Below are 25,763 nucleotides of genomic sequence, written 5' to 3' on the forward strand. Positions count from 1 at the left end.
CGTGCCAGCATCGCACGCATGCGATCCCGCATACAGGAGATCCGGGGAACGTCGTTCCCCAGCTTGCCATGAATTTCTCGCTTTCCTTGCTATCCGATCCCGAAACCGTTCATCTGCTTTTAACCGGTATTTCAGTCACGTTGCGCCTTTTTATCGGGGCCCTTGCGTGCGGATTTGTGATCGCCCTGCTGTTGACGGCTGCCAATCTCATTCCATTCCGTCTGGTGCGAGCGCTTATCAGCCTGTATGTGGAGTATCACAGAAATGTGCCGACCGTTGTGCAGATCATGGTTTGGTACTTCGGTATGCCGGAAATCCTGCCAAAGGCACTCAAATTATGGATCAACCAGGGCAATTCCGAATTTTCCTTTGCCCTGATCGCACTATCACTGAATGTCAGTGCCTATTATTACGAAGATATCCGCTCCGGTATCAAAGCAATCGCAGGCACCCAACTGGAGGCGGCAAGAGCGGTGGGCCTCAGTTCGATGCAGGCGCTGCGCTGTGTCGTGCTCCCACAGGCCGTACGCATCGCCGTTCCGCCGATTATCAATCGCTCCCTGATTCTGTTCAAAGACACCAGTCTGGCCATGGTGATCGGGGTGACCGAATTGACCTATCAAGTCAAGCGTATCGAGAACATTACCTTCCAGACGTTCCAGATCTTCATGATATCGACCTTTCTGTATCTCGTGATATCGCTGATGATTGCGCTGCTGGGTGCACAGGTGGCCCGTCGCTACCCCGCAAACTTCAAAAGATAGAAGGACATCAACATGTACGACTTCATCTCAACCTACGGCATGATGTTTCTGGTCGGCTCATGGCCCGGCGGCCCCATTGGCGGGTTTGCAGGCACACTGATCCTTGCGGCGCTCAGCCTGACAGCGGCCTTCCCGATCGCCATGCTCATTGGTACAGGCAGAACCAGTGAAATAGGCACTATCCGGCATCTTTCCACCATCTGGGTGTATGTGTTTCGCTCCATCCCTCTCATCATGATCATCTTCTGGGCCTATTTCCTGTTGCCCACGATTATGAAAACGGAAATACCGCCGTTCTGGACAGCAGTCGCTGCAATTGTGATTTATGAATCGGCTTTTCTGGCAGAAATCATACGGGGCGGCCTGCAGTCATTGCCTGCCGGACAGGTGGAAGCAGCGCGTGCCATGGGGTTAGGGTATTTCCAGACCCTGTTCACTATCCAGTTGCCGCAAGCGCTGAGCAATATGATTCCGTCTCTGCTGAATCAATTTGTGTCAACGATCAAAGCCACTTCCATCGTCTACATTATTGGCGTCAACGAAGCGGCATTCTCGGCGCAACAGATCAACAGCATCGAATTGACAGGAACCTTACGCACGTATCTCGTGCTGGCGATGTTCTATTTTTTCATATGTGCACTCCTGTCCAGATTGGCAAAAATACTGGAAGCACATCTGACCGCAAAACGCATGGGCCAAGCGGCCTGACGCCAACATCATAAGGAGACGACAATGATCAAATTTGAAAACGTGAACAAATGGTATAAAACCTACCATGCCTTGAGAGATATCAATGGTGAAGTGAGCACCGGGGAGGTCGTGGTGGTTTGTGGCCCGTCAGGATCCGGCAAGTCCACCATGATCCGGACCATCAACAAACTTGAAGATATCGCCAGCGGCACCATACGCGTGCAAGGCCAGTGCATCAACGACAAGCATGTCAATATTAATCAATTGCGTGCCGGAATCGGCTTTGTATTCCAGCATTTCAATCTTTTCCCGCATTTATCGGTGAAAGACAATGTCGCATTATCTCCCATCAAAGTCGCCGGGCAATCAAAAGCACAAGCCTATGAAATGGCAGACGAACTATTAGAGAAAGTCGGTCTTTATGCAAAAAAAGACGACATGCCCGCTAATCTTTCCGGCGGACAGCAGCAACGCGTAGCGATTGCCCGCGCTCTCGCGCAACAGCCTCCCGTCATTCTTTTTGACGAACCGACCAGCGCGCTTGATCCGGAAATGGTGGGCGAGGTGCTGAACGTGATGAAAAAGCTGGCCGCCGACGGCATGACGATGATTTGCGTGACTCATGAGATGAATTTCGCCCGTGAAGTTGCTGATCGTATCTGGTTCATGGATCAGGGGAAACTACTGGAAGACACCACTTCAAATGCCTTCTTTACGCAAGCCACGCATGAGCGTGCCCGAAAATTTCTGGCCGACATTATTCACTGAAGCCAAGAACCGACGCTACCGCCATGCATCAGTGAAGGCGGGCTCCAGCTATTCCCCTGCAAAGCTGGAGCCGTAACTGCGCACCAGCAACTCCTGGCTCTCGTTGATGGTCTTTTTCAATTCCTCTACAAAATCATTTGCAACCAGGGAACGCGAGGCGCCCGCCGGGCGGATAAGCAGCGTCTTCAGACTGATGTATGGCCGCAGCGGTCTGGCGACAAGACCGGGAAAAGTAAGCGATGTCAATAGAAACGGCTCCACCAGCGCAATGCCCGCGCCGTAGTACGACATCATGATACCGGTTAGCGACAGGCTGACCTGCACCGCCACGACGGGCGCCACCCCGGCATCGGCCAACGCCCTGTCCACATACCCGCGAAGCACGGCCTGGGGCAAATAGGTAATGATCGGATACGGCGCCAGATCCTTTAAATCGATTTCGTCATATTTGGCCAGCGGATGCGATTCCGGCAGCACGCAGGCGATAGCCGAATCGACCAGAACTTCGGCTTCAACGGCCTTGCTCAGCGACTCAAAATTGTAGGCCAGACCCAGCTCCGCTTCCCCGTACGCAACACGCTCCGCCACCTGAGGCGATGTCAATGACTGCAACGCGACCTGCACTGAAGGGCGGGTCGCAAGAAACGTCGCCACCGCCTTGGTCAGGTAGCCATTCGCAATGGGAAAGGCTGCGGCAAGGGAAAGATTTCCCAGCCGCCCTCCTGCAAGATCCTGCACCTGCCTGTCGATTGCGTCCAGGCGCCCAAACACAGAAGCAACATCCGGGAACAACGCTTTGGCCTCGGGCGTTGGCGTCAAGCGGCCGCCGGTTCTTTCAAACAGCTGGATTTTCATCCGTGATTCCGCCTGTTTGAGCATCTCGCTGACCGCGGGTTGCGAAATATGCAGTGACCGCGCGGCAGCCGTGATCGAGCCGGAACGCATAATGGCATGAAACACTTCAAGGTATCGAAGATTGATCATAAAAAGGTCTCTGTACGATCCAGGCGCCGACGCCGAAGCCATAAGTATAGGTTATGTCGCAGCCCCAAAAAACGATTTGATCCCTATTACCCCGACATCCATAATGCAGTCAACAAACAATCATCGTCATGCATGACGCAAAACAAGATGGAACAGGAGACAACATGAACCCATCGCACGCAGCCGCATGGCTGCGCACCAGCATCGCCTGCATCGCCGGCCTTGCCGCTACCTTCGCCATCGCCGGCAGCCAGGCCCATGCAAACCCCGATTCGTATCCCGAAAGGCCGGTAAGAATCATTGTCGGATATGGCCCCGGCGGGACCGGTGATCTGACAATCCGCATCATCGCGCAAAAGCTGACAGAATCACTGGGACAGCCGTTCGTAGTTGAAAACAAGCCGGGCGCGGGCGGCATCGTGGCATCGCAAACCGCGCAACAGGCCAAGCCAGACGGGTATACGCTCAATTTTATAGCGGCGGGCAACTTCGCCATGACGCCGTCTCTTTTCCGTTCGCTACCCTTTGATCCGATCAAAGACTTCGACATGGTTTCGCTGATCGGAAACTTTGGCTTTGCGTTGATCGTCAATGGCAAATCCGACATGCGGACGCTTGCAGACATCATCGGACAGGCAAAGAAAAAACAGAAAGATTTTTTTGTTGCAACCGTCTCTGTAGGCAGCGCCCAATACCTGTCCGCCCAAATATTCAAATCCATGACCGGTGTCAACATGAATGTTGTTCCCTACAAATCGTCCGCCGACGTCATCAGGGCTGTGCGTGCCGGTGACGTGGACGCGGCCTTCGAAACCATCGCCCCTGTGCTGCCTCATGTGACCTCTGGAGAACTCAGGGCTGTCGCGGTGTCCGAAGCAACCCGCTTCGCGGGACTCCCGAACGTGCCGACCCTCAAAGAAGCCGGTCTGCAGGACTATGCCGTATCTGCATGGAACGGCCTGGCTGCCCCTCACGGCACGGACCCGGCAATCATCGCCAAATTGAATGCGGCAATCGGCAAGGCAGTTGCAATGGAAGATACCAAAGCAAAATTCCAGGCGCTCGGCGTCACGGCCAAAGCGAACACACCCGACGAGATGACCGCGCTCCTGAAAAAGGACACTGCATGGTGGAAAACCGTCATCGAACAAGCCGGCATTCAAAAACAGTAATTCAACACCTTCCCAACCGATATTGCATATGAAAAAAATCTACATACTCGACGCCTTCCACGAAGCCGGCGTCAATCTTGCCAAAGAACATGCGCAGGTCGTCTGCTGGCCGGACCCGGCGATCGCCAGCTGGCCGGACGATGCCGATGGCGTCATGGTCCGCATGACACCCATTACCGGGCAGGACCTTGCCCGGGCAAAAAAGGTCAAAGTGATTTGCAAACAAGGTGTGGGCGTCGACACGATCGATCTGGAAGCGGCACGACTGCACGCTATTCCGGTTTGCCGGACCCCCGGTGTCAATAGCGAGGCCGTGGCGGAACTGGCTTTTTCACTGGCACTGAGCGTGACTCGACGCATATGCCGCTTCGACCGAATGCTGCGGGCCGGCCAAGAGATCGTGCGCCCCCAGCACCTGGGCCTGGAGATGGCAGGCAAGACCGTAGGGCTGATCGGCATGGGCAATATCAGCACCCGCGTTGCCCGCAAATGGATAGGGGCATTTGACGCAAAGATTATTTGCCATGACCCCTATGCCCCTGAAAACGCCTGGCAGGACATCCCGCATCAACGCGTTGACTCTCTGGACGCGGTACTGACGCAGGCGGATGTCGTCTCCCTGCATCTGCCCCTGACAACGGAAAGTCGCCACATGATCGGCCGCAAGCAGTTGGAAAGCATGAAACCCGACGCGGTGATTGTGAACACTTCGCGAGGCGGCATCATCGATGAACAGGCGCTCTACGAAGTCATGCGCGCCGGCCATCTGTTCGGCGCAGGGCTGGACGTGTTCGAGCAGGAGCCGCCGCCCGCCGATCACCCCCTGCTTTCGCTCCCAAATGTCGTCGCTACGCCGCACGCGGCAGGCGGCACCCGGGAAACACAGCAGAAGAGCGCATTGCAGGTTGCCCAGCAGGTCATTGATGTGCTGGCCGGGCACCCGCCTGCCAACCAGGTCAACTGACATAACGTTTCGACAATCCCCTTAAGCATCAGGAAACACAATGAATCTGAAAGCCAGCGATATATTGAAAAACAACGTGCGTGAAAAACTCGATAACGACGAAGTGGTGTCTTCCATGACCGTCAGGTTGGTACGAGGTATTGAAATCGCGCAAATAGCCAAAACCGCCGGTTTTGACTCGATCTACATCGATATGGAACATAGCAGCCTGTCAATGGACATGACCGGCCAGATATGCATGTCGGCGCTGGCGCTGGGCATTGCGCCTTTTGTGCGTGTGCCGGCCAAAACCCCGGAATGGATTTCACGCGTCCTGGACGCGGGTGCGCTGGGTATTATTGCACCACATATTACGTCTGCGGAAGAAGCGCGCGAAGTGGTTTCCTACGCCAAGTTCCAGCCATTGGGCGAGCGTTCCGCCGCTGGCGGTTTGCCACATTTGCAATACCGCGCCTTCCCTGCCTCCCAGGCCTACCCGGTTCTCAATCAGGCCACGATGGTGATTGTCCAGTTCGAGACCGCCGCCTCGCTGGAACAGGCAGATGAAATACTGGCGGTAGACGGTGTCGATATGGTGCTGATCGGCACCAACGATCTGACCGCCGACATGGGCATCGCCGGACAATACGATCATCCCCTGGTAGAGAAAGCATTCACCGATACGATCGCAGCCTGCCGCAAGGCAGGCAAGCATTGCGGCGTGGGCGGACTGTCTTCACGCCCGGACCTGGCCGAAAAATTCGTCAGGATGGGCGCCCGGTACGTGTCAACCGGGACCGATATCGCCTTTCTACTGTCAGCCTGCACGGCCAAGGCCAAACAGGTGACCGACATTACCTATCGCTAACGACACAGGGAGATCGCAACGCCATGTCAAATGAAATGCAGCAGGAGACGCTTAGCTTTGCCATGCCGCCGGAGGCTTGTGACTGTCACACGCATGTATTCGGCAACAGCGCGCAATACCCGTTTTCCCCGGAACGTACCTATACGCCTGGCGACGCACCCCTGGCTGCCTTGTTACTCCATTTGAAACGGTGCCATCTTGAACGGGTCGTACTTGTGCAACCCTCCCCATACGGCTCAGACAACACCTGCCTGCTCGATGCATTGCAAACGATACCGGCGATCGGACGGGGGGTTGCCGTCATTGACAGAACCATTGCAGATGACACGCTATCCAGGATGCACGACGCCGGGGTCAGGGGCGTGCGTGTCAATCTGCAAACGCACGGGATCGACGATCCCGCAGTCGCGGCCCGGGAGCTGACATGGACGGCCAACCGGGTGGCGGATCTCGGCTGGCATGTACAAATGTTTACCAACCTGCATGTTCTCACGCAACTGCACAAGACGCTGCTGGCCCTGCCGACCAACGTTGTCATTGACCACTTCGCGCATGCCCGGGCGTGCGACGGAACCCAGCAGGAAGGGTTTGACATCCTGCTGGACATGCTCGCTTGCGGCAAGGCCTGGATCAAGGCATCTGCGGTCCAGCGCATTTCATCGGCCGGCGGCTTTGCCGATGTACAGCCGATCCTCAAGGCCTTGATAGAAGCTAACGACACACATGTGATATGGGGGAGTGACTGGCCCCATCCTGGTGCCCGCCCGGGGATACCCCGCAACAAGGATGAAATCGAACCGTTCAATGACGTCGACGACATTCAGGCGCTCAACCGCCTGGCCGAATGGGTTGGGTCAAATGAAATATTAAAAAAAATATTAGTGGATAATCCCGGCCGACTGTATGACTTCGACCGGACAGCAACTTAACCAAGGAAAGACAGGAGACAAACAATGAAACCCAAAAATATTATCCGGCGCAGCATAGGTATCTGTATATTCAGCCTGTGCTCCCTGCTGGCAACCGCGCCCGCTCTGACCGCCGCTGAAACGACATCACGACCGCTGCAAATTGTCGTGCCCTTTGCGCCCGGCGGCAGCAACGACATTGTAGGACGTGCGGTGGCCAATCTGCTGACGACGCGATTGCACCGCAGCGTGATTATCGAAAACAAACCCGGCGCCGGCGGCACCATCGGCTCGGAAAAAGTGGCCCGCGCTGCGTCTGACGGCAATACCCTGCTATTGATCTCGTCCACCTTCACCATGAACCCGTCAGTGATGAAACTCAACTACGACCCGGTGGATTCGTTCATCCCCGTTGCCCTTCTGGGCCAGGGGCCCAGCGTGATTGCCGTCAATGCCTCGTTGCCGGTCAACTCGGTCAGGGAACTGATCGAATACACAAGGAAGAATCCGGGCAAAGTGAATTTCGGCTCGTCGGGCGTGGCCAGTTTCCAGCACTTTGCGGTGGAATTGTTCAAACTGAAAACAGGCGCGGATCTGACGATCGTTCATTATAAAGGCGGCGCACCTGCGCTGGTCGATCTGGCATCGGGCAATGTTCAGGTTGCGCTGGGCAGCCTTATCCAAATGCAGCCTTACGTCAATTCCGGAAAAGTCAAAATCCTGTCGGTCGCCGGTCCCGAACGCGTCGCACTCATTCCCGATATTCCCACTCTTAAAGAAGAAGGAATCGACGTGGACGCCACCAACTGGTGGGGCATCATGGCCCCCAAAGGCACGCCCGGTGACATTGTCGAGGCCTTGCATAGGGACATTAACGCAGTTCTGTCCAATCCCAAACTGAAAGACAGCCTGGCCAGCGAAGGCGCCCAGATCACAAGCGCAACCCGCGAGCAGTTCGATCAGCGCATCGCAGAGGAAACCAAAAAGTGGGCCGCTGTAGCACAGCAAACCGGACTGGACCATTCACAGAAATAAACAGGAGACATCGAAATGGCATTGCAAGTATTACCTATCAACAGCATATTCGGTGCTGAAATATCGAATATCGACCTTGCGCAACCCGCGACTGCAGAAACAAGGGAACAGCTCAACAAGCTGTTTGCCGAACACGCCGTGCTGGTGTTTCGCAACCAGTATCTTGAACCGGCACAATTTGTTGAAACGGGCAGGATTTTCGGTGAATTAATGGAGCAGCAGGTCAAGCAGTTCATTCTTCCCGATCATCCACTGGTGGGCATTAATTCAACCCGCGATTTACCCCGCAAAAACGGCAAACTGCAAGTCCGGGGAGAGAATTACCACACAGATCATTCCAATTACCTGGAGCCGCCCAAGGCGACCAGCCTTCTGGCGGTCGAAATTCCCTCTTACGGCGGCGACACGCAGTTTGTCGATGTGCGCAAGGCGTATGACGATTTGTCCGACAATATGAAAAAGAAAATTGCCACGCTGCGCTCGAAACACATCTACGAAAGCAGCCGCAGCCCCAGAAGCTTCGCCAAGCTGACAGCCGAAGAACATGCTGCCATTCCCAACGTTATTCAGCCGATCGTTATCAAGCACCCGATCAGCGCCCGGCCGGCACTTTACATGAATACCGGAAGGATGGAAGGCATCGAAGGCATGGAGCCGGAAGACGGCTTCGCACTGATTGATCAACTGTATAAACACGCGACACAGTCAAAATACGAATACCGCCACCAATGGCGGGTCGGCGATCTTGTCATCTGGGACAACCGTAGCGTCATGCACCAGGCCAATGCCGATTATGATCCGGAAGAATATCGCTATTTGTATCGAATCATGCTCAAGGGACAGCAACTGGAACCGGCGTTCACATAGCGTTATCTACCGATTCAGCGACCTGTACGCCGCTACTGCCGCCTCACAAAACGCGCGCACCAGTCGGATACGTGCCGATTTGCGTGACCAGACCAGGCCGAAGCGGCGCGGCGCACTCACTTCCGGCAGAGGAATTTTGATAATTTTCAGATCACGCTTGTACAAATTGGCCGAGTCGGGAATGATCGCAACACCCAGATTCTGATTGACCATCAGCGCAATGGATTCGATCGCGTTCAGTTCAAAACGCTCAATGGGCGTGATGGCCACCGCGCGCAAATACTGCTCGATCAGCTTGCCGCTCCAACTGTTGTGGTCATACCGGATGAACGGTTCGGTGCGCAACAGCTGGTCTGGCGGCCTGCCGCGATGCATTTCCGAGGCCAGCAACACAAACGGTTCTTCGCGAAGCAGCACCCACTCCTGGGATTTGGGCAAAGCGTAGGGCGGTTCTATGGCAATCGCCGCATCCAGGTCGCCATTTTCGATATCACGATAAAAATCCGGTGACACGCCTGGCTGCACAACGACATGCACATCAGGATAGCGACGGACCAACAGACTCAGAATATCGGGCAGCACACTGTTAAGTGCGCTGTTCCCGGCGCCGATCCGCAGCTCGCCGCGAATTTCATTTGAATTGGCCAGTCCGGGCAGCGCATCCACTTCATTGACAATCAGCATGAAGCGGTCCAGCAGGCGCAGCCCCGCCTCGGTCACATGCACCGTTTTACCGGCGCGTGCCACCAGCGCGACTCCGATCTCTTTTTCCAGGGCCGCGATTTGCTGGGCCACGGTGCCGTGGGTCACATTCAGTTTTCTGGCGGCCTGCGCCATGGAGCCCAGTTGGTGGACCAATAAAAAAGTGCGAATGAAATGGGTGTTCATAATACGAGCACGGCCGCTGATTGTTGTCCTCAAGCCGCTATTATGAACGTAATTGCCCTATTTCTTGCGCTTTTCGTAATCGGCAATCCATTCGTCAAACTGGGCGATTTCCTTTTTCTGGGCTTCGATGATCTCTTTTGCCATGGCCTGCAATTTTGGGTCTTTTCCCTTGTCCAACTCCATCTGCGCCATATCAACCGCCCCCTGATGATGGATTCTCATCATGACGGCAAAGTCGTAGTCAGTATCGCCAGAAGCCTTGACCGCCGCCATATCATGCTGCATGCCGGTCATTGATCCGTGCATATCCATCGGCGCGTTCGTCGTCGCTGCCGTATGCCCTGCGGCGTGACCCGTCGTCTGAGCCATGGCAGGCATTGTCATCGCAAAGCCGCTTAACGCCAGTACGGCGATAGACAGACCACGGCGAGCTACGCCGCCTGCAAAACCAGATTGTGTATATTCAGACATAATATTTCCTTTGAAATAAAAAATCCCCCCCCGCTGCGACACCAGCCACAGCTGTCGCCGCCTGACTGATTGAAGTTTCAATCATCGTCCCTGGCTGGGAGGATAGCCTGCCCCTTCCAGGGCAGCCACGATCTGCGCCTCTGGCGCGGTCGAACTGACTCGCACCTGGCGCCCCGCCACATCTGCATCTACCACCGCATCAGGATCCACTGACTGTACAGCTTTGGTAACCCGACGTACGCAACCACCACAAGTCATATCTTCGATTCGAAATTGCATATCATCACCTCATCTGTTCATTACAGATTGCAGAATAAAGGTTACAACAGTGGGAAGGTCAAGGATTATTTCATTACGAATGCCATTTCTCTCATGGCAACGGCTAAGCCACATGGCGTTCGGCCTTCGCGACCGGAACAGCGAGGCAAGCCAGCTATTCAGTCCGCCCAATAAGACATATTTACTATCGTTTTAAGATAAAAATACCCACACTTTTTCTATCTTTTATGCCTTATGATCCGTCGTTGTAAAAGGAGGAAAAAATGAAAAGCAAACTATTCGTTCCGGCATCGCGACCTGAACTATTCGAAAAAGCACTCAACAGCCCGGCAGATGCACTGTCTTTTGATTTGGAAGACGCCGTACTGGAGCAACATAAAGAACAGGCGCGCCGGCAATTGGCCGATTTCCTGCAAACGCTGGAGCGCGGCACGCAGCCCAAAACCATTATTGTGCGTATCAACGACATGAGCACCTCCTGGTTCAGCGACGACCTGCAGGCGTGCATGCTTGAATCGGTCGATCTGATCAATATCCCCAAGATTGAGTCCGCCGAACAAATGCAGGATTTCTTCGTGGCGTTCGACAAGGCGGCAAGCGCAATCGACAAGCCGCCCGCCATCCTGGTCAATATCGAAACACCGCTGGCGCTGGTCAACGCTGCAGGCATTGCTGCGGCTGACAGAAGAATCGCAGGTCTGCAACTGGGACTGGGTGATCTGTTTGAGCCACAGGGTATTCATCGCTATGAGCCGGCCAATGTACACCATGTGATGATGCAATTGCGTCTGGCGGCGGGCAGTGCCGGCGTGTATGCCTATGACACTGCCTATGCCGATATTCGCAATATGGACGGGTACAGGCAGGAAGCGCAACTGGCCCGGTCGCTGGGTTTCCTGGGTAAAACATGTATCCATCCTTCACAGGTGGCGATTGCAAATGAAATATTCACGCCAAGCCAGGAAGAAATCGAATGGGCGCAAAAAATCGTCGAATCGGCTGGCAACACCGCACATGGCGCTTATGTCCTGGACGGTCAGATGATTGATGTCCCTTTTATCAATAAAGCAAAAATGATTCTTCGCCAGACGGCCAAGACTTCCATCCATCCAGGAGACAACATTGAATAGAAAACAGACGCACAACAAGTCCTTTGTACACACCGCCGCAGCCGCATTGCTTTTGACTGTGCTGGCGCAGCCCATCATCGCTGTAGCGGCAGATGCTGCAGATTTCCCGGGCGACCGGCCCATTACCCTGGTCGTGCCTTATCCGCCGGGCGGCTCCAATGATACGTTTGCCCGCGCGGTTGGCATGAAACTGGGCACACTCCTTAAAACTACCGTTGTCATTGAGAACAAGGGTGGTGCCGGCGGCTCCATCGGCACCATGCAAGTGGCACGCGCCAAACCTGATGGCTACACCCTGGCGGCGGTCTCGTCCAGCTTTACCACCAACGCAGCCATCCAGCCAACACTGCCCTTTGATCCCATCAAAGACCTGCGCGGAGTCGGTCTGATGGCCGAAGGCCCTTTTATTCTCGCCGCGCGCAAATCTTTAGGCATCACCAAGGTTGCCGATCTGATCGATTATGCCAAGACGCATCCCGGCCAGTTGAATTACTCCTCCTCCGGCCCTGGCAGCAGTAATCAGTTTGCGACTGAAATGATGAACTCGCTGGCAAAAATCAAGATGACTCATGTGCCCTTTAAGGGAATGGGCCCGGCAACCAATGCGCTGATCGGCGATCAGGTGGATGTGTTAATTGCCAGTGGTCCGTCACTGCTGCCCGCTGTCGGCACAGGCAAAGCCATAGCACTGGGCGTAACCAGCAGCGAGAAAAGCCAGGTCGCGCCTGATCTGCCGACAATTGCTACCGATGTACCCGGTTATAACTTCAAAATTTGGTGGGGCATTCTTGCGCCCAGGGGAACTCCCGACGCTATCGTCAACAAACTCAACGACGCCCTCAAGCAAGTCACCGCCGAGGAGGAACTGAAAAAATTCTTCCTGAAAGAAGGCGCCGAAGCGGCCTATATGACGGCCAAAGACTTCGACAAGGAAATCAGCGACAACATCGCACTCTGGAAAAAGGTCGCCAAAGACAGCGATATTCACGTACAGAAATAAACACGGATCAGCTTTATGACATCAACCTTTTCAGAAAACAATGACTTACCCCTGTCCGGCATTCGCGTGCTGGATCTGAGCGCCTATATTGCCGGGCCTTACGGCTGCACCCTGCTGTCCGATCTGGGCGCTGAAGTAATCAAGATCGAACCGCCCGAAGGTGACAATCTGCGCAAATACCCCTCTACCCTGGCAGATGAAAGCCGGGCGTTTATAGGCGTTAACCGGGGCAAACGCGGTATCAGCATTGATCTTAAAACCGCCGAGGGGTATGCCATTTTTCTGAAACTGGTGCAGCAGGCTGATGTCGTGGTCCATAACTTTCGCCCCAAGGTGCCTGCCCGTCTGAAAATCGATTATCCGACATTATCACAAGTGAATCCGACACTGGTGTACTGCGCCATGACCGGCTATGGCTCGGCCGGTCCCATGGCCGACAATGCGGGTTATGATCAGGTACTGCAGGCCATGTCGGGCATTTGCGATTCGCAGGGAATGGGCAAGGCCGAGCCGGAAATTGTGTACGGATCTGTGGTGGACTTTTACGCCAGCGCCATGATTGCCAACAGCGTGAATGCTGCGCTATTCAAGCGTGAACGCACAGGCAGGGGCTCATATGTAGAGGTCTCGCTGCTGGCCAGCGCCCTCACCATGCAGTCCACCCGCCTGGTGTGGGCTGAAGGCGAGCCCAAACGGATCGAGCGCGACATGCGCTCGGGTGGCATCACCGGGATTCACCCGACCAAAGAAGGATTCATCTACCTTTCCGCCAACACCCCGCATTTCTGGGAAGCGCTATGCAAACTGACAGGTCTCGCATCGCTGGCGGCCGACGTTCGCTATGACACCGTACGCAAGCGCGCGGAACAGGCCAGTGTGATTGTGCCCATCATCCGCCAGGCGCTGCAACAACGCAGCGCAGCCGACTGGGAAGCGCATTTCGGGACGCAGGTTCCCTGCTCTATGGTTCGGCCTGTCGATGATATGTTCGAGCATCCACAGGTGCAGGCAGAAGGCATGATTCGGGAATTCTCGCATCGCAAGATTGGCAAATATAAAAGCATCACCGGTCTGATCAAAATGAATCAGACCGCATGCGCGACCGATCTGCCGGCACCGGACTTTGGCGAACATACCAGCGAACTGCTTGCCGAATATGGTTATGCCGATCGCGATATCGATGATCTCAGGCAACGCGGTATTGTGCGCTGACAAGGAAACCCAATTATGACAACACAATGGAAACAACGCCCCGACGGGGCCAACTGGGGAGACTTCGGCGCAGAGGATCAATTGGGACGCCTGAACTGGATCGATGCCCGTGCGCGCGTAGCGGCCGCCCGGGAGATTGTGACCGGTCAGAGCTTTTCACTGAGTCTGCCGCTTGATGTTCCCCGACAGCCCGTTCTCAACCCCCGTCGCGCGGGTCCTGTCATACAGGCTTCCAGAAAGAATGGCGTACCGATCTTCAATTTCCCGCTGGGTGGCGATACGCCCGGCGCGACCGATGTGGTCAGCGACGATGTGGTCACGCTGTCACCTCAGTACTCCACTCAATGGGATGCATTCGGACATGTGTGCAGTTGCTTTGACGCCGATGGGAACGGAACGGCAGCGCCGGTTGGCTACAACGGCTTTCGCGTGGTCCCACACGCTCAAGCGGCCGACAACCCATTTACAGGCGCGGCCGCCCTGTCCATCGATCCCATGGCCCGCCATGGTATTCAGGGACGCGGTGTGCTGATCGATCTGCGTCATCATTTTGGTGACGAAGCCAGACTGGTGAGTTTTGCCGATATTGAATACGTGATCAAAGCAGACGACATCGATATACGCAAGGGCGACATCGTTTGTTTCCATACCGGGCTGGCCGATATTGCCCTGAACCTGAAGGCAAACGATGATCACGAGATTCTGAAAACCGCCTGCTGCGCGCTGGATGGCAACGACCCGGCGCTGCGCGACTGGGTCACGCAATCAAAGGTATCAGCTCTGGCTGCAGACAACCATGCTGTGGAAAAACGCAATTACACACTGACCGCAAAACGAGGGCCGCTGCTGCCGCTACACGAACACTGTCTGGTCAAACTGGGGATTCCGCTGGGTGAATTATGGCATCTGTCAGTGCTGGCCCAATGGCTGCGCAATCACAAACGTCATGCATTCTTCCTGACTGCCCCGCCTATCTACCTGCCCGGGATGGTCGGCGCACCGGTCAATCCAGTGGCCACCGTATAACGCAGACCGAATGCTAAACCGCGTACCGGTTCGCGCATATTCCATTCATACACTCACGGAGACACGATAATCATGTCACTGAATCAAACTGCTCTTTCTCTGGCCCTGGCGGGCAGCCTGCTCGCCAGCGGCGCGGCGATGGCTGCCGACTACCCTGTCAAGGCCATTCGCATGATCGTTCCCTACTCTGCCGGCGGCGGCGCCGACAATGCAGCGCGCATTATTGCCAAATCGCTGGGCGACACACTCAAACAGCCGATCGTCATCGAAAACAAGGCCGGTGCCAGCGGCTCCATTGGCGCCACACAGGTGGCACGCGCCACTGCCGACGGTTATACGCTGCTATATGATGCCTCGTCCTTTTCCATTAATCCTGTTCTGCGTAAACTGCCCTACGAGCCGCTGAAAGACTTCGTACCCGTGTCCAAAGTGGTCAGTTCGCCCTATCTGATGGTGGTGCCCGAGAATTCGCCGTACAACAGCGTCCAGTCGTATGTGGATGCCGCCAAGGCCGCCCCCGGCAAACTGACTTTCGCCTCTTACGGCATTGGCAGCCCGGTTCATATCGTGGGTGAACTGCTCAAACAGGAAACCGGCATCAACATCGTACACGTTCCATACAAGGGTGGTGCACCGGCGCTGGTAGACGTGATGAGCGGTGTTGTTGATACTTACTTTGCCAACGCCGCATCGGCCATGTCGTACATCCGTGGCAAAAAACTGAAAGCGCTGGCCAGCACCGCCGCCAAACGCGGCGACGATCTGCCGGACGTGCCGACCATGGCCGAACAGGGTGTGAAAATGGATGTCAGCGAATGGAACGGTATTTTCGCGCCGGCGGGTACGCCCGAACCGGTTATCAAAAAACTGTCCGAGGCCATCGCCACCGCGCTGAAAGACCCGCAAACCATCCAGCAATTGAATAACCTGGGCATGCAGGTGGAAGGCACCTCGCCCGAGGCGTTCCGCACATTTATTTCAAATGAACTGACACGCTGGGGCGATGTCGCCCAAAAGAACAATATCAAACTCGACTAGAACAGCATACGGGCCCACCACAATCGGGTCCGTATGTCGGCATGCCTGGTATGCTCGTCCCTTCTTATGCCGGGCGCCTTACCCTGGCTTAGTCAACCCGTATGTTGGCGTCTTTGGCCAGCGCCTTCCAGGCCGGGATCTCTTTTTTCACCACGGCATCCAGCTCTTCGGGCGTGCCGCCGACCACAACGGCACCCTGTGCGAGAAACGCATCCTGTACCTTTTTATCCGCTGCGCTGGCTGCCAGTATTTTCTGGATTTTGTCTATAATGGGCCGAGGCGTGCCTGCAGGCGCAAACATGGCGTACCATGAATCGACGTTAAAGCCCGACACTGTTTCGGCAACAGACGGCACATCAGGCAGGACTGGTGTTCGATCCTTTGTGGATACGGCAAGCGCTTTGAGCTTTCCATTGCGAATGTATTGCGTGACCGAAGGCAGCGACACCCATAGCAATGGAATCTGTCCGCCCAGGACATCCACGGTGGCCGGGCCACCGCCCCGATAGGGCACATGAGTCAGCTTGACATTTGCCAGTTTCTTGAACAATTCACCTGCAATATGGCTGGGCGAACCCACCCCAGCCGAGCCGTAGATGACCGGCTTATCCGCCGCCTTTGCAAATTCAATCAGTTCCGGAATAGTTGAAGGTTTGAATGCCGGGTTCGCCACCAGCACTTGCGGTGCCGAAGCGACCATGGACACAGGCGCCAGATCTTTTTCCGTATCAAACGGCAATGCCGCATAAATGGCGGGGTTGATGGTGTGCGATGACAGCGTCAGCAATAGCGTATACCCATCGGGCGCAGCATTCACCACCTGCGCGGTTCCGATGGTGCCACCCGCACCGCCTTTGTTCTCAATCACCACACTCTGCTTCAGGCCCTTGCTCAACGGTTCCTGAAGAATGCGAGCGGCAACATCGACGCTACCGCCGGCGGGATAAGACACAATCAATCTGATCGGCTTATCGGGATAGGTGTTCGCAGATGTTGCGGCAATCGCTATGCCCGCAACCGCAGCGCAGGCCACCACAGGAATGGTACACAACCATTTGACGAATTTTTTTCTATTGAAGGGCATGACAGTCTCTCTACTTGGGAATTATGGTTATACAGAAAAACGGCAAGTTAACGAAATAGCTTTTCGTACTATTCTTATTGCTCACAACGCTTCATGGCAAATGTGATTCATGGAATGCTTGCTCCACTCATTCAACCTTGGCACGCGTAGCGACATCGGACCACTTTTTCACTTCATCCAGCAGCAGCTGATCCGTTTCTTCCGGCGTTGTTGCATACGCCTGAGCGCCGGAGTCGACCAGTTTTTTCTGCACATCCGGTCTCGCGGCTATTTCCTGCATGGCCTTTGACATCTTCCGGACAATGTCTTTGGGCGTTCCTGCCGGCGCCAGCAACCCATAGTTGGTCGTCAGCACATAATCCTTCACATTCAGTTCCTTCAGCGTGGGTACATCCGGAATAGTCTTGACCCGATCAGCCGTGCTGACAGCGATGAACTTGATTTTGCCGCTGTTCGCCTGAGGCAGCAGCGTTGTCAGCGTATCAATCACCATGTCGATCTGCCCGCCCAACAAATCGGTCACTGCCGGACCGCTTCCCTTATATGGCACATGCAATAATCTGGTATTGGTTGCCAGCTGGAATTTTTCAACGGCCATATGCTGTGAAGAACCGACCCCTGCCGACCCGTAAGAAATTTTGCCCGGATTCTCCTGCGCCTTGCGCACGAGTTCATCCAGAGTATTGACGCCCAGGCCACTGCGCACCGCCAGAACCAATGGCACTGCTGTACCGAAAGAGATGCCTTCAAATGCATCCGGAAATTTATATGTCTTGGGCTTGGAAGGCAGCACCGAGTTGATAGCATGACTGCCCATTGCGCCAAAAAGCATGGTGTAGCCGTCGGGCGCGGCACGCGACACCGCCTCTGCGCCAATCTCACCCCCCGCCCCTGCCCGATTTTCGACCACCACTGTGGCGCCGATGAGGTCGGGAAGATATTGCGCATACACCCGCGCGGAAAAATCCGTCGCGCCGCCCGGTGGATAGGGCACGACCATTGTGATGGGCTTGGCAGGCCAGTCTGCAGCACTAACGACCGTAGACGACACCGCCAGAAAGCATGCCAGCGCCGCACGAACACATAAATTCATTGTCTCACTCCTTTTTATTTTTCCTAACATATAGAATATATATTCTATTTATTGAATAAAAAATAGAATCGCATATAATAAATAGCAGGTCAACGAATTATTGGTTCTATACTAACTATCTTAAAATATAGGACTTTTTGTATCATCATTTGAGATTTATATGGATAAAACTTTGCTGAAAGGCTTGCGGCTGTTTGAGATCATCTGCGCCCAGGAAGATCAGCCCAACACAATAGACTGTCTGGCAGTCGCGGCCGGCCTGACAAAAAGCAATACGCACCGAACATTGCAAACGCTTATCCAGGCCGGTTACGTCGAAAAGAGCGGCCACACCGGTGGCTACAAGCCAACGCTGAAAGTGTTCGAACTGGCCGCCCAGCGCCTGGCGCGCCTGGACGTACGTAAAATCGCCGCGCCACTCATGCGCCGTGTCGCGCTTGAAACACAAGAGACGGTGCATCTTTCGGTGCTTGACGGGCTGGATGTCATTTACATCGATAAAATCGACAGTCCCAATCCGGTCAGAGCCTATTCCATTATCGGCGGACGCGCGCCTGCCTATGCGGTCGCCACAGGCAAGGCCCTGCTTGCGTTCCAGAACAGCGACTATCTGGACCATCAACCCGCGGACCTGATCCGTCATACCGAAAATACGATCACAACTCTGGCCAGCCTGAAGGAAGAACTGGCGACCATTGCCCGCGTCGGCTACGCCATCAACCGGGGCGAATGGCGCAACAACGTGGGGGGTATCGCCGCGCCCGTTTTCGACGGACACAATAAGGCCGTTGCCGCCCTGGGCATTTCGGGCCCGCTGGAACGCCTGACCATGGACAATATGAAACGCTGGTCTTCCGTGGTCCTGGACGCAGCAAGCGAAATATCCCGCGAATCAGGCTATCGCCGTGGCTATTTTGGTGAATCAAACTAATACGAACCACTCTGTGAGCACATCAATATGAAGCAAGAATCAACGCTGCAAGGCGTCAAAGTCATTGAAATATGTAACGTCGCTGCGGGCCCGTTCTGCAGTATGCTGCTGGCGGATATGGGCGCGGATGTCATCAAGATCGAAAACCCCAACGGCGGCGACACGCTCCGAAGCTGGCCACCCATCAGCGAAGGCTACAGCGAAAATTTCGCATCGTTGAACCGGAACAAAAAATCGGTCACACTGGACCTTAAAAATCCAACTGATCTTCAGGCCGCCCAGGCGCTCATGCGCAACGCCGATATTGTTCTGGAAAACAATCGTCCCGGCGTGATGGACAGGCTTGGCCTGGGCTATGCAGATATCAAAACACTTAATCCGCAAATCGTCTACTGCTCCATCTCCGCCTATGGACAGAGCGGGCCGCGAAGCCAGGAAGGCGGATTCGATCTGACCGTACAGGCCATGAGCGGCCTGATGAGTGTCACGGGAGAAGCCGACGGTGCACCCGTCAAATGCGGTGTGCCTGTATGCGATTTCTCGGCCGGCCTGTATGCGGCCTTTTCCATTGTGTCCGCGCTCAGAGTCGCAGAAAAAACCGGCGAAGGCACGCATATCGATATCTCCATGCTGGGCGCCACCCTCGGCATCGCGGCGCTGCAGACATCGGAATATTTTGGCAGCGGCAACAACCCCCGGAAAATGGGCTCGGCTCATCCGCGCAACGCCCCGTATCAGGTCTTCCGATGCAAAGATGGGTATTTCGGCATGGCTGCAGGTAACAATTCGCTTTGGAAATCTGTGTGCGAAGTTGTTCAGCGCCCTGAACTGTTCGACGATGAGCGTTTCGCGACCACGTCGCTGCGTGCCCAGCACCAATACGCATTATTGGAAATCATGGAGTCTATTTTTGCCGGTGCAGATGCACACTTCTGGCTTGAGCAATTCCGGGCTGCCGGTGTGCCCTGCGCACCTATCAATCCGTACTCCGACATTCTCGCAGATGAACAGGTCAAACATATGAACTGGGTCCAGAACATCCCCTTGCCCAATGGGCTGACGGCCAGAACATTTGCCTCACCCATCCGCTTTGACGGGCATACCAGCCAGATCACCGTTGGCCCGCCGGCACTGGGCGAACATAACGATATTCTTGACACATTTGCATTAAGGGGAGAAGACGCATGAGTGATCCCCTGATCATTGAACGCAACGATGACGCCTGGGTTTTCATACTGAACCGCCCCGAGAAGATGAATGCCCTGTCGCCGGCGCTGGTGCAGGCATTGACCGCCGGCATACAGAACGCGCATGCGCAAGCGGTTCCGCTTTTGATTTTCAAGGGAAATGGTAAAAACTTCTGTGCCGGTTTCGATTTCTCCGATTTGGACACTGCCAGCGAAGGCGATCTGCTGCAACGGGTAGTGCAAATCGAATTAATGCTGGACCTGCTGGCAACCTCGCCAGCCATGACCGTCGCACTATGCCACGGAAGAAATTTCGGCGCGGGCGCCGACATCATTGCCTGCTGCAAGCGTCGCGTTGCCGAGCCGGGCACAACATTCCGTTTTCCTGGCATCAAGTTCGGACTGATTCTGGGCACTCGCCGCTTTCAGAACCTTGTCGGCACACAGACTGCACTGGACATTCTGTCCAGTACCCGAACCTTTGACGCCAGTGAAGCATTGAACATCGGTTTCATGCAAGAACTGCAGGCGCAGGAACACTGGTCGACTGTCATCGAAGCGGCCCGCAACAATAATGCCGTTTTGTCTGATGTCACGCGCCAGAATCTGTACAAGGTCCTGTATTCAAACGCTGAATCAGACCAGAATCTGGCTGCGCTGGTTCGCTCGGCCGCGGCGCCCGGCCTCAAGGACCGGATCCGGGCCTATCTGAAACCCAATTAATTATCTGGAGACACCCCATGACATCAGGATTCAACCAGACCGATAAATGCGTATCCCTGCAGGCGCTGGTCAATCGTATTCCCAACGGCGCATCTCTGGCGCTGGGCGGCAGCTTTCTGCATCGCGGGCCGTTTGCCTTTGTCCGCGAACTCATCCGTCAGAATAAGCAGGACCTTGAAATCATCAAGCAATCGCCGGGGTACGACATCGACATCCTGTGTCGCGCCGGTGTGGCCTCCAAAGCACGTGCCGGCATTGTCGCGATGGAAGGCAACTTTGGCCTGGCTCAGTACTATCGCAAGGCTGTGGAGCAAAACCGCCTGGCTCTGGAAGAACATGCTTGCGCCACCCTGACGGCAGGTCTGCGTGCAGCCGCGTTTGGCATCCCCTTCCAGCCCTGCGGCGGCATTGAAGGCAGCGACCTGGCGCAACTGAACAACTGGGTCAAAATTGCCGACCCGTACGGATCCGGAAAAGAGGTCTGGGTCATTCCCGCCATCACCCCCGACTATGCAGTGATTCACGCCAACGAAGTCGATCGCAAAGGCAACGTTCGCGTACTGGGTACCTATCATTGGGACCGGATCATGTCGCGCTCCGCCAAAAGCGTGCTGGTTGTTGCAGAAAACCTGGTCGACGACACCGTCTTCACCGACAGCCCTGAAACCACGCTCATCCCCTACTTCATGGTAGAAGCTTTTTCCATTGTGAAAAACGGCGCCTGGCCCGGCTCTTGCTGGCCTGATTACGAAATTGATTATCCCGCTGTCGAAGCCTACCGGGATCCGGACGAAGCGCGCTTCCAGGCGCATATGAACGCCGCCCCCGAATTACTGGAAAACGCATAATGGAAAACAACTGGTCACCCTTCTCCTACATCGTCACCAATCTTGCCCGCTTCATCCGGCCCAATGAGATCACGTTCAGCGGCGTCAATTCCACCATGCCCATGCTGGCCTGCCTGATGGCAAAAAAAGCCTACGAATGGGATTTCATTTATATCAATGTGGCCGGGGGCGTTGACCCGCACCCGACCAGCATTCCGCTTTCAAGCTCGGACCCGGTGCTGGCCCAGCAATCGGCATCCATCTTTGCCAACGAAGACTTCTATGATCTCTGTACCCGCGGCAAAATGGATCTCACCTTCCTGGGCGCCGCGCAGATTGACGGCGAAGGCAACGCCAACAATTCATGTATTGGCGACTGGCACTCGCCCAAAGTGCGCCTGCCTGGCGGCGGTGGCGGCGCAGTCATGCTGCCCACCGCCAAACGCGCCTGCACATGGCGTACAGAACACTCCACTCGTACCTTCGTCGACAAGCTCGACTTTCGTACCTCCTGGGGTGGCTTTCACGGCGTCGTCACGCCCATCGCCGTCTTCCTGAAAAAAGACAACAGACTGGCGCTGCATTCGTTTCATCCGGATTCCTCCATTGAAGAGGTCATCAGCCGTACTGGTTTCACATTCGACCATGCGGATGCCAAACCGACCGCGATGCCCACCGACGCCGAAAGGGACGCTTTGCGCGCACTGGATCCACAAGGACAATTTGAAAAAGACGCTGGCGTCAAACTGCGTTAGGAGAACGGTCATGACGGCTACCCCAACCATTCTGGCAGACTGGCGTCTTGCCTGGCAGGATCCCAGGAACAGGCAGCGCATCGCCCTGCGCGATGCGCAAACAGACATCTGCTATGGCGCACTGTACGAATCGGTCTGCGGCCTGGCCGGGCGCCTGCGAGCCGCCGGCCTGCGCGATGAAGTACGTGTGGCCATTGCAATGGAACGCGGGCTGGATGCCGTTATTACCCTTCTGGCCGTCATGGTTGCCGGCGCCTGTCCATGCCCGCTGGAGCCCGGATTATCCGAAGCCGAATTAGCGGATCGCCTGCAGGCCGGCGGATTAAGCTGGTTACTATCAGACAAGCCGGAAACGCTACCCGCCCTGAACCAGGTCACAACCATCAACCCCGCAACATTACCTGTTGCTGCCCCATACTGGGCAACAGACATCGCGCCCGCACAACCGGCCCTGATGCTGTTTACCTCGGGCAGTACGGGCAGACCCAAGGGCGTACTGGAAAGCCATCGAGGCGTGCTCAACAATGCCCGCGGGGTGATTGCCATGAGCGAATTGACAGCACACGATGTGTTGCTGCATGTCATGCCCATTTATCACACCAACGGGCTGAATAACCAGCTTTTCAGCCCTCTGGCAGCAGGCGCAACCGTTTATTTCGCCCCCCGCTTCTCGGCGCGCACCATGTCCAACCTGATGGAAACAGTACAGCCAAGTATTATTACCGGCGTACCCACCATGTATTCACGCATGCTGGCTCATCCACTCTCGCAACAAGCTGTTCAGAACCTGAGACTTGCCCGCTGCGGTTCAGCGCCCATCACAACTGAATTGCACAAAAAAATTGAAAGCCATCTGGGACAGCCGCTGATCATTTCATACGGCCTGTCAGAGGCGACCTGCACATCCACCATGAATCCGCCGAACAACAGGAAAATCGGCTCCATCGGCAAGGTACTGGACAATCAGGATGTCTTCCTGCTTTCCGCGACGGGTGAACGTATAACTGCGCCAAACACAAACGGCGAAATCTGCATCAGCGGAGACAGCCTGATGCTGGGATATGTCGGTGTATCATCCACCGGCACACTCGATCCGCAAGGCGATCCATTACATACCGGCGACATCGGCTACTTCGATGAAGAGCAATTTCTATATATCACCGGTCGTATCAAGGATGTCATTATTCGTGGAGGTGAAAACATTTCGCCTTCGCAAATTGAACATGTCATTGCCATGCATCCGGATGTCGAAAACTGTTGTGTGATTGGGCGTCCCGATGAAGACCTCGGGGAAATTCCGGTCGCTTTCATAACAGCAAGAACAGGCAAACAGCTGGACGTTGGGCAAGTGCAGAAACTGCTAAAAACTAATCTGTCGCGTATCTATCAGCCGGCGTCCCTTATTGTCGTGGATGCACTGCCTGAAAACGGCGTGGGCAAAGTTGATCGCAAGGCGCTCGCCAGGCGGCTGCAAGCCGTGCCTGAAGCGGCAGATCGGGCTTAAACTGCAGACAAAAAAATGCCCCGACTCTTGCGAGACGGGGCCAAATGTACGTTGGATAGGTGAATATCAATCGTACGAGCGGCATTTTATAACAATGCGTGCCCCTCGTCCTAAACCTGAAACACCTATTTTGTGAGCTTTGTAAGTAATTTTTCTAAATAGCCATTTATTTTCCCTAACTGCCCCCTTATGATGCGATTCGCTACTATTCACAGCAAAAAAATTGCGCAGCGTTGCTATTACGACGTAAGGACGCAACAGGGCTGTCATGAATTTTAAATTTTCTCAAAAACCGGGAATAGACAAAAGGCGACCCACAACAGCAAGCATCACTCTTTTGCGATGTACTCGTATTTGCTGGTATTGACGCGCGTCTGCCGCCATTCAACCGGCCTGTCCTGATATGTGTAAGCCATGCGATCAATCAACAACAGCGGCATGGCCTGAGCAATATCCAGCCATTTGGCTACGGCGCTGTCAGCCTCACACACACTGAGTTTTTCCCTGGTCTCGACGATATTGATGCCGAAATTATTCTGATAAAAATTATAGAGTGTGCTTGAACGCTCGCTCAGGTTCTGCTCGGTCAACGAGGCGAACAACATTTCCGGCACCTGGATTTCATCGACCATCACCAAATCATCATTCAGACTTAGCAGATTGAAAAAGTGAAAAACATTTGCGTCTTTAGGCAACTGCAACCGTTCACTTGCTTCGCGCGTGGCCTTTTTGCGGCGGAACTTCAACAGGCGAGTGACCGGGTAAGACTTCAGGCCATCGCGTCGTTGAATCCGGAAGAATTTAAAAAAATGCTGGTCGCTTTCATGCGTGGCGACAAACGTGCCGCGCCCCTGATGACGGATCAGGATATGTTCGCTAACCAGCTCGTCTACCGCTTTTCTCAAGGTGCCGATGGAGACGCCGAATTTTTCAGCCAATTGATTTTCGGGGGGAATGGCCTGACCGCGCACCCACTCGCCACTAGCCAATGCGGCCAGCAGCGACTGCTTGATCGCAAAATAAAGAGGGGTGCCCGGCAGAAAAAACTTTTTGTGATTCATAGGAAGCTGATTGTAATTGACCTATACGCATAATGCCACGGCTTGCGCTCGCAACGCCAGCATAAAAATGGAAATATCATTACCCCCTAGATTCATATAGATGATCTAGTTGACTTGTATCAACATTATCACTATGATGATGCAAATATCCTGATCAAAACCCGACCCCATCTGTCAATCAAAGGAGAAAACGATGATCCATGCCGTACTGCATGATTCAAAGGATACCGTTGCCGTTGCCGTCGTCGAAGGCATCACGGCCGGAATGGAACTGAGCTGCTGGAATATGGAAGAAGACAAAATTATTACAGTCAAGGCCACGCAGGATATTCCCATTGGCCACAAGGTTGCATTGGTGAACATGAACGACGGCGATACCGTCTTCAAATACAGCGTTGATATCGGCAAGGTCGTGGCGCCCATTCATGCCGGCGACCACGCCCATGTGCACAACATCAAAACCAAGCGCTGGTAACAACATACCCGGCACCTGCGCCCTTATCGGCACGTCCGCCATCGCTGTTATTTACAGACACCGGCACTGAACGCCCCAAG

The 25,763-nt window shown here is 54.8% G+C and carries 28 protein-coding genes; 21 read left to right on the forward strand and 7 right to left on the reverse strand.

The window, feature by feature from the left end:
• The first annotated feature begins 68 nt into the window (after window positions 1-68).
• Genes W822_RS28005 through W822_RS28015 form a run of 3 tightly spaced genes read left to right on the forward strand, consistent with a single transcriptional unit; the run spans window position 69 to window position 2,222 of the window.
• A complete protein-coding gene (locus W822_RS28005) occupies window positions 69-764 on the forward strand; it encodes an amino acid ABC transporter permease (protein WP_024003858.1) in 696 nt (231 codons plus the stop codon).
• A 12-nt stretch (window positions 765-776) separates the two neighbouring features.
• A complete protein-coding gene (locus W822_RS28010) occupies window positions 777-1,472 on the forward strand; it encodes an amino acid ABC transporter permease (RefSeq protein ID WP_024003859.1) in 696 nt (231 codons plus the stop codon).
• Window positions 1,473-1,496: 24 nt separating this feature from the next.
• Window positions 1,497-2,222, forward strand: coding sequence for an amino acid ABC transporter ATP-binding protein (locus tag W822_RS28015; protein WP_024003860.1), 726 nt, complete (start codon window positions 1,497-1,499; stop codon window positions 2,220-2,222).
• A gap of 48 nt (window positions 2,223-2,270) precedes the next feature.
• Here W822_RS28015 and W822_RS28020 read toward each other — a convergent pair whose 3' ends face one another.
• On the reverse strand, window positions 2,271-3,206 hold the full coding sequence (locus W822_RS28020; protein WP_024003861.1) for a LysR family transcriptional regulator: 936 nt from the start codon (window positions 3,204-3,206) through the stop codon (window positions 2,271-2,273).
• A 164-nt stretch (window positions 3,207-3,370) separates the two neighbouring features.
• On the opposite strand from W822_RS28020, the gene W822_RS28025 reads away from it, so the two are divergent.
• Genes W822_RS28025 through W822_RS28050 form a run of 6 tightly spaced genes read left to right on the forward strand, consistent with a single transcriptional unit; the run spans window position 3,371 to window position 8,999 of the window.
• A complete protein-coding gene (locus W822_RS28025; RefSeq protein WP_024003862.1) occupies window positions 3,371-4,378 on the forward strand; it encodes a Bug family tripartite tricarboxylate transporter substrate binding protein in 1,008 nt (335 codons plus the stop codon).
• Window positions 4,379-4,406: 28 nt separating this feature from the next.
• Window positions 4,407-5,342 carry an NAD(P)-dependent oxidoreductase gene (locus W822_RS28030; RefSeq protein WP_024003863.1) on the forward strand — a complete coding sequence of 312 codons (936 nt, stop codon included), beginning with the start codon at window positions 4,407-4,409 and terminating at the stop codon, window positions 5,340-5,342.
• A 40-nt stretch (window positions 5,343-5,382) separates the two neighbouring features.
• Window positions 5,383-6,189: an HpcH/HpaI aldolase family protein gene (locus tag W822_RS28035; RefSeq protein ID WP_031242137.1), complete on the forward strand. Its 807-nt coding sequence runs from the start codon at window positions 5,383-5,385 to the stop codon at window positions 6,187-6,189.
• A gap of 23 nt (window positions 6,190-6,212) precedes the next feature.
• Complete coding sequence (locus tag W822_RS28040; RefSeq protein ID WP_024003865.1) at window positions 6,213-7,118, forward strand: amidohydrolase family protein; 906 nt, start codon at window positions 6,213-6,215, stop codon at window positions 7,116-7,118.
• 24 nt (window positions 7,119-7,142) lie between these two features.
• Window positions 7,143-8,132, forward strand: coding sequence for a Bug family tripartite tricarboxylate transporter substrate binding protein (locus W822_RS28045; protein ID WP_031242139.1), 990 nt, complete (start codon window positions 7,143-7,145; stop codon window positions 8,130-8,132).
• A gap of 15 nt (window positions 8,133-8,147) precedes the next feature.
• Window positions 8,148-8,999, forward strand: a complete 852-nt coding sequence (locus tag W822_RS28050; RefSeq protein WP_024003867.1) for a TauD/TfdA dioxygenase family protein — start codon at window positions 8,148-8,150, stop codon at window positions 8,997-8,999.
• Between the two features lie 6 nt (window positions 9,000-9,005).
• Here W822_RS28050 and W822_RS28055 read toward each other — a convergent pair whose 3' ends face one another.
• The 3 genes from W822_RS28055 to W822_RS28065 form a co-directional block, all read right to left on the reverse strand.
• Window positions 9,006-9,887 (reverse strand): LysR family transcriptional regulator, encoded by an 882-nt coding sequence (locus tag W822_RS28055; RefSeq protein WP_024003868.1) that lies wholly within the window; start codon window positions 9,885-9,887, stop codon window positions 9,006-9,008.
• 57 nt (window positions 9,888-9,944) lie between these two features.
• Window positions 9,945-10,358, reverse strand: coding sequence for a DUF305 domain-containing protein (locus tag W822_RS46095; RefSeq protein ID WP_253272225.1), 414 nt, complete (start codon window positions 10,356-10,358; stop codon window positions 9,945-9,947).
• Between the two features lie 81 nt (window positions 10,359-10,439).
• A complete protein-coding gene (locus W822_RS28065; protein ID WP_024003870.1) occupies window positions 10,440-10,637 on the reverse strand; it encodes a heavy-metal-associated domain-containing protein in 198 nt (65 codons plus the stop codon).
• 263 nt (window positions 10,638-10,900) lie between these two features.
• On the opposite strand from W822_RS28065, the gene W822_RS28070 reads away from it, so the two are divergent.
• The 5 genes from W822_RS28070 to W822_RS28090 all read left to right on the forward strand — a co-directional run bounded on the left by W822_RS28070 (window position 10,901) and on the right by W822_RS28090 (window position 16,043).
• Window positions 10,901-11,767, forward strand: coding sequence for an HpcH/HpaI aldolase/citrate lyase family protein (locus tag W822_RS28070; RefSeq protein WP_024003871.1), 867 nt, complete (start codon window positions 10,901-10,903; stop codon window positions 11,765-11,767).
• Entirely contained in the window at window positions 11,760-12,767 is a 1,008-nt protein-coding gene (locus W822_RS28075) for a tripartite tricarboxylate transporter substrate binding protein (RefSeq protein WP_024003872.1), read from the forward strand. Before W822_RS28070 ends, W822_RS28075 begins: the two co-directional genes overlap by 8 nt.
• A gap of 15 nt (window positions 12,768-12,782) precedes the next feature.
• Window positions 12,783-13,979, forward strand: a complete 1,197-nt coding sequence (locus W822_RS28080) for a CaiB/BaiF CoA transferase family protein (RefSeq protein ID WP_024003873.1) — start codon at window positions 12,783-12,785, stop codon at window positions 13,977-13,979.
• Between the two features lie 15 nt (window positions 13,980-13,994).
• A complete protein-coding gene (locus W822_RS28085) occupies window positions 13,995-15,005 on the forward strand; it encodes a cyclase family protein (protein WP_024003874.1) in 1,011 nt (336 codons plus the stop codon).
• A 72-nt stretch (window positions 15,006-15,077) separates the two neighbouring features.
• A complete protein-coding gene (locus tag W822_RS28090) occupies window positions 15,078-16,043 on the forward strand; it encodes a Bug family tripartite tricarboxylate transporter substrate binding protein (protein ID WP_024003875.1) in 966 nt (321 codons plus the stop codon).
• Window positions 16,044-16,131: 88 nt separating this feature from the next.
• Here W822_RS28090 and W822_RS28095 read toward each other — a convergent pair whose 3' ends face one another.
• Together W822_RS28095 and W822_RS28100 are read right to left on the reverse strand one after the other, a co-directional pair.
• Window positions 16,132-17,127 (reverse strand): tripartite tricarboxylate transporter substrate binding protein, encoded by a 996-nt coding sequence (locus W822_RS28095; protein WP_024003876.1) that lies wholly within the window; start codon window positions 17,125-17,127, stop codon window positions 16,132-16,134.
• Between the two features lie 127 nt (window positions 17,128-17,254).
• The gene (locus tag W822_RS28100; protein WP_024003877.1) at window positions 17,255-18,220 is read right to left on the reverse strand and encodes a Bug family tripartite tricarboxylate transporter substrate binding protein; all 966 of its coding nucleotides are present in this window, start codon (window positions 18,218-18,220) and stop codon (window positions 17,255-17,257) included.
• Between the two features lie 160 nt (window positions 18,221-18,380).
• Here W822_RS28100 and W822_RS28105 point away from each other — a divergent pair, with 160 nt between their 5' ends.
• The 6 genes from W822_RS28105 to W822_RS28130 are packed head-to-tail and all read left to right on the forward strand — an operon-like array spanning window position 18,381 to window position 24,147.
• Window positions 18,381-19,151, forward strand: a complete 771-nt coding sequence (locus W822_RS28105) for an IclR family transcriptional regulator (protein ID WP_024003878.1) — start codon at window positions 18,381-18,383, stop codon at window positions 19,149-19,151.
• Between the two features lie 27 nt (window positions 19,152-19,178).
• Window positions 19,179-20,339 carry a CaiB/BaiF CoA transferase family protein gene (locus tag W822_RS28110; protein ID WP_024003879.1) on the forward strand — a complete coding sequence of 387 codons (1,161 nt, stop codon included), beginning with the start codon at window positions 19,179-19,181 and terminating at the stop codon, window positions 20,337-20,339.
• On the forward strand, window positions 20,336-21,061 hold the full coding sequence (locus W822_RS28115; RefSeq protein WP_024003880.1) for an enoyl-CoA hydratase/isomerase family protein: 726 nt from the start codon (window positions 20,336-20,338) through the stop codon (window positions 21,059-21,061). The genes W822_RS28110 and W822_RS28115 overlap by 4 nt, the downstream gene beginning before the upstream one ends.
• 17 nt (window positions 21,062-21,078) lie before the next feature.
• On the forward strand, window positions 21,079-21,909 hold the full coding sequence (locus tag W822_RS28120; RefSeq protein WP_024003881.1) for a CoA transferase subunit A: 831 nt from the start codon (window positions 21,079-21,081) through the stop codon (window positions 21,907-21,909).
• Window positions 21,909-22,643, forward strand: a complete 735-nt coding sequence (locus tag W822_RS28125; protein WP_024003882.1) for a CoA-transferase subunit beta — start codon at window positions 21,909-21,911, stop codon at window positions 22,641-22,643. Before W822_RS28120 ends, W822_RS28125 begins: the two co-directional genes overlap by 1 nt.
• Window positions 22,644-22,653: 10 nt before the next feature.
• Window positions 22,654-24,147, forward strand: coding sequence for a class I adenylate-forming enzyme family protein (locus W822_RS28130; RefSeq protein ID WP_024003883.1), 1,494 nt, complete (start codon window positions 22,654-22,656; stop codon window positions 24,145-24,147).
• Window positions 24,148-24,476: 329 nt separating this feature from the next.
• Here W822_RS28130 and W822_RS28135 read toward each other — a convergent pair whose 3' ends face one another.
• Window positions 24,477-25,208 (reverse strand): GntR family transcriptional regulator, encoded by a 732-nt coding sequence (locus tag W822_RS28135; protein ID WP_024003884.1) that lies wholly within the window; start codon window positions 25,206-25,208, stop codon window positions 24,477-24,479.
• A 193-nt stretch (window positions 25,209-25,401) separates the two neighbouring features.
• On the opposite strand from W822_RS28135, the gene W822_RS28140 reads away from it, so the two are divergent.
• Window positions 25,402-25,683: a UxaA family hydrolase gene (locus W822_RS28140; protein WP_024003885.1), complete on the forward strand. Its 282-nt coding sequence runs from the start codon at window positions 25,402-25,404 to the stop codon at window positions 25,681-25,683.
• Window positions 25,684-25,763: the final 80 nt, after the last annotated feature.

It is taken from the genome of Advenella kashmirensis W13003 (assembly GCF_000506985.1).
Taxonomy (GTDB): Bacteria; Pseudomonadota; Gammaproteobacteria; order Burkholderiales; family Burkholderiaceae_B; genus Advenella; species Advenella kashmirensis_A.

What these genes read in the sequence shown, in the direction of transcription:
- W822_RS28005 (WP_024003858.1), top strand. Translation starts at nt 69, where the DNA reads ATGAATTTCTCGCTTTCCTTGCTATCCGATCCCGAAACCGTTCATCTG.
- W822_RS28010 (WP_024003859.1), top strand. Translation starts at nt 777, where the DNA reads ATGTACGACTTCATCTCAACCTACGGCATGATGTTTCTGGTCGGCTCA.
- W822_RS28015 (WP_024003860.1), top strand. Translation starts at nt 1,497, where the DNA reads ATGATCAAATTTGAAAACGTGAACAAATGGTATAAAACCTACCATGCC.
- W822_RS28020 (WP_024003861.1), bottom strand. Translation starts at nt 3,206, where the DNA reads ATGATCAATCTTCGATACCTTGAAGTGTTTCATGCCATTATGCGTTCC.
- W822_RS28025 (WP_024003862.1), top strand. Translation starts at nt 3,371, where the DNA reads ATGAACCCATCGCACGCAGCCGCATGGCTGCGCACCAGCATCGCCTGC.
- W822_RS28030 (WP_024003863.1), top strand. Translation starts at nt 4,407, where the DNA reads ATGAAAAAAATCTACATACTCGACGCCTTCCACGAAGCCGGCGTCAAT.
- W822_RS28035 (WP_031242137.1), top strand. Translation starts at nt 5,383, where the DNA reads ATGAATCTGAAAGCCAGCGATATATTGAAAAACAACGTGCGTGAAAAA.
- W822_RS28040 (WP_024003865.1), top strand. Translation starts at nt 6,213, where the DNA reads ATGTCAAATGAAATGCAGCAGGAGACGCTTAGCTTTGCCATGCCGCCG.
- W822_RS28045 (WP_031242139.1), top strand. Translation starts at nt 7,143, where the DNA reads ATGAAACCCAAAAATATTATCCGGCGCAGCATAGGTATCTGTATATTC.
- W822_RS28050 (WP_024003867.1), top strand. Translation starts at nt 8,148, where the DNA reads ATGGCATTGCAAGTATTACCTATCAACAGCATATTCGGTGCTGAAATA.
- W822_RS28055 (WP_024003868.1), bottom strand. Translation starts at nt 9,887, where the DNA reads ATGAACACCCATTTCATTCGCACTTTTTTATTGGTCCACCAACTGGGC.
- W822_RS46095 (WP_253272225.1), bottom strand. Translation starts at nt 10,358, where the DNA reads ATGTCTGAATATACACAATCTGGTTTTGCAGGCGGCGTAGCTCGCCGT.
- W822_RS28065 (WP_024003870.1), bottom strand. Translation starts at nt 10,637, where the DNA reads ATGCAATTTCGAATCGAAGATATGACTTGTGGTGGTTGCGTACGTCGG.
- W822_RS28070 (WP_024003871.1), top strand. Translation starts at nt 10,901, where the DNA reads ATGAAAAGCAAACTATTCGTTCCGGCATCGCGACCTGAACTATTCGAA.
- W822_RS28080 (WP_024003873.1), top strand. Translation starts at nt 12,783, where the DNA reads ATGACATCAACCTTTTCAGAAAACAATGACTTACCCCTGTCCGGCATT.
- W822_RS28085 (WP_024003874.1), top strand. Translation starts at nt 13,995, where the DNA reads ATGACAACACAATGGAAACAACGCCCCGACGGGGCCAACTGGGGAGAC.
- W822_RS28090 (WP_024003875.1), top strand. Translation starts at nt 15,078, where the DNA reads ATGTCACTGAATCAAACTGCTCTTTCTCTGGCCCTGGCGGGCAGCCTG.
- W822_RS28095 (WP_024003876.1), bottom strand. Translation starts at nt 17,127, where the DNA reads ATGCCCTTCAATAGAAAAAAATTCGTCAAATGGTTGTGTACCATTCCT.
- W822_RS28100 (WP_024003877.1), bottom strand. Translation starts at nt 18,220, where the DNA reads ATGAATTTATGTGTTCGTGCGGCGCTGGCATGCTTTCTGGCGGTGTCG.
- W822_RS28105 (WP_024003878.1), top strand. Translation starts at nt 18,381, where the DNA reads ATGGATAAAACTTTGCTGAAAGGCTTGCGGCTGTTTGAGATCATCTGC.
- W822_RS28110 (WP_024003879.1), top strand. Translation starts at nt 19,179, where the DNA reads ATGAAGCAAGAATCAACGCTGCAAGGCGTCAAAGTCATTGAAATATGT.
- W822_RS28115 (WP_024003880.1), top strand. Translation starts at nt 20,336, where the DNA reads ATGAGTGATCCCCTGATCATTGAACGCAACGATGACGCCTGGGTTTTC.
- W822_RS28120 (WP_024003881.1), top strand. Translation starts at nt 21,079, where the DNA reads ATGACATCAGGATTCAACCAGACCGATAAATGCGTATCCCTGCAGGCG.
- W822_RS28125 (WP_024003882.1), top strand. Translation starts at nt 21,909, where the DNA reads ATGGAAAACAACTGGTCACCCTTCTCCTACATCGTCACCAATCTTGCC.
- W822_RS28130 (WP_024003883.1), top strand. Translation starts at nt 22,654, where the DNA reads ATGACGGCTACCCCAACCATTCTGGCAGACTGGCGTCTTGCCTGGCAG.
- W822_RS28135 (WP_024003884.1), bottom strand. Translation starts at nt 25,208, where the DNA reads ATGAATCACAAAAAGTTTTTTCTGCCGGGCACCCCTCTTTATTTTGCG.
- W822_RS28140 (WP_024003885.1), top strand. Translation starts at nt 25,402, where the DNA reads ATGATCCATGCCGTACTGCATGATTCAAAGGATACCGTTGCCGTTGCC.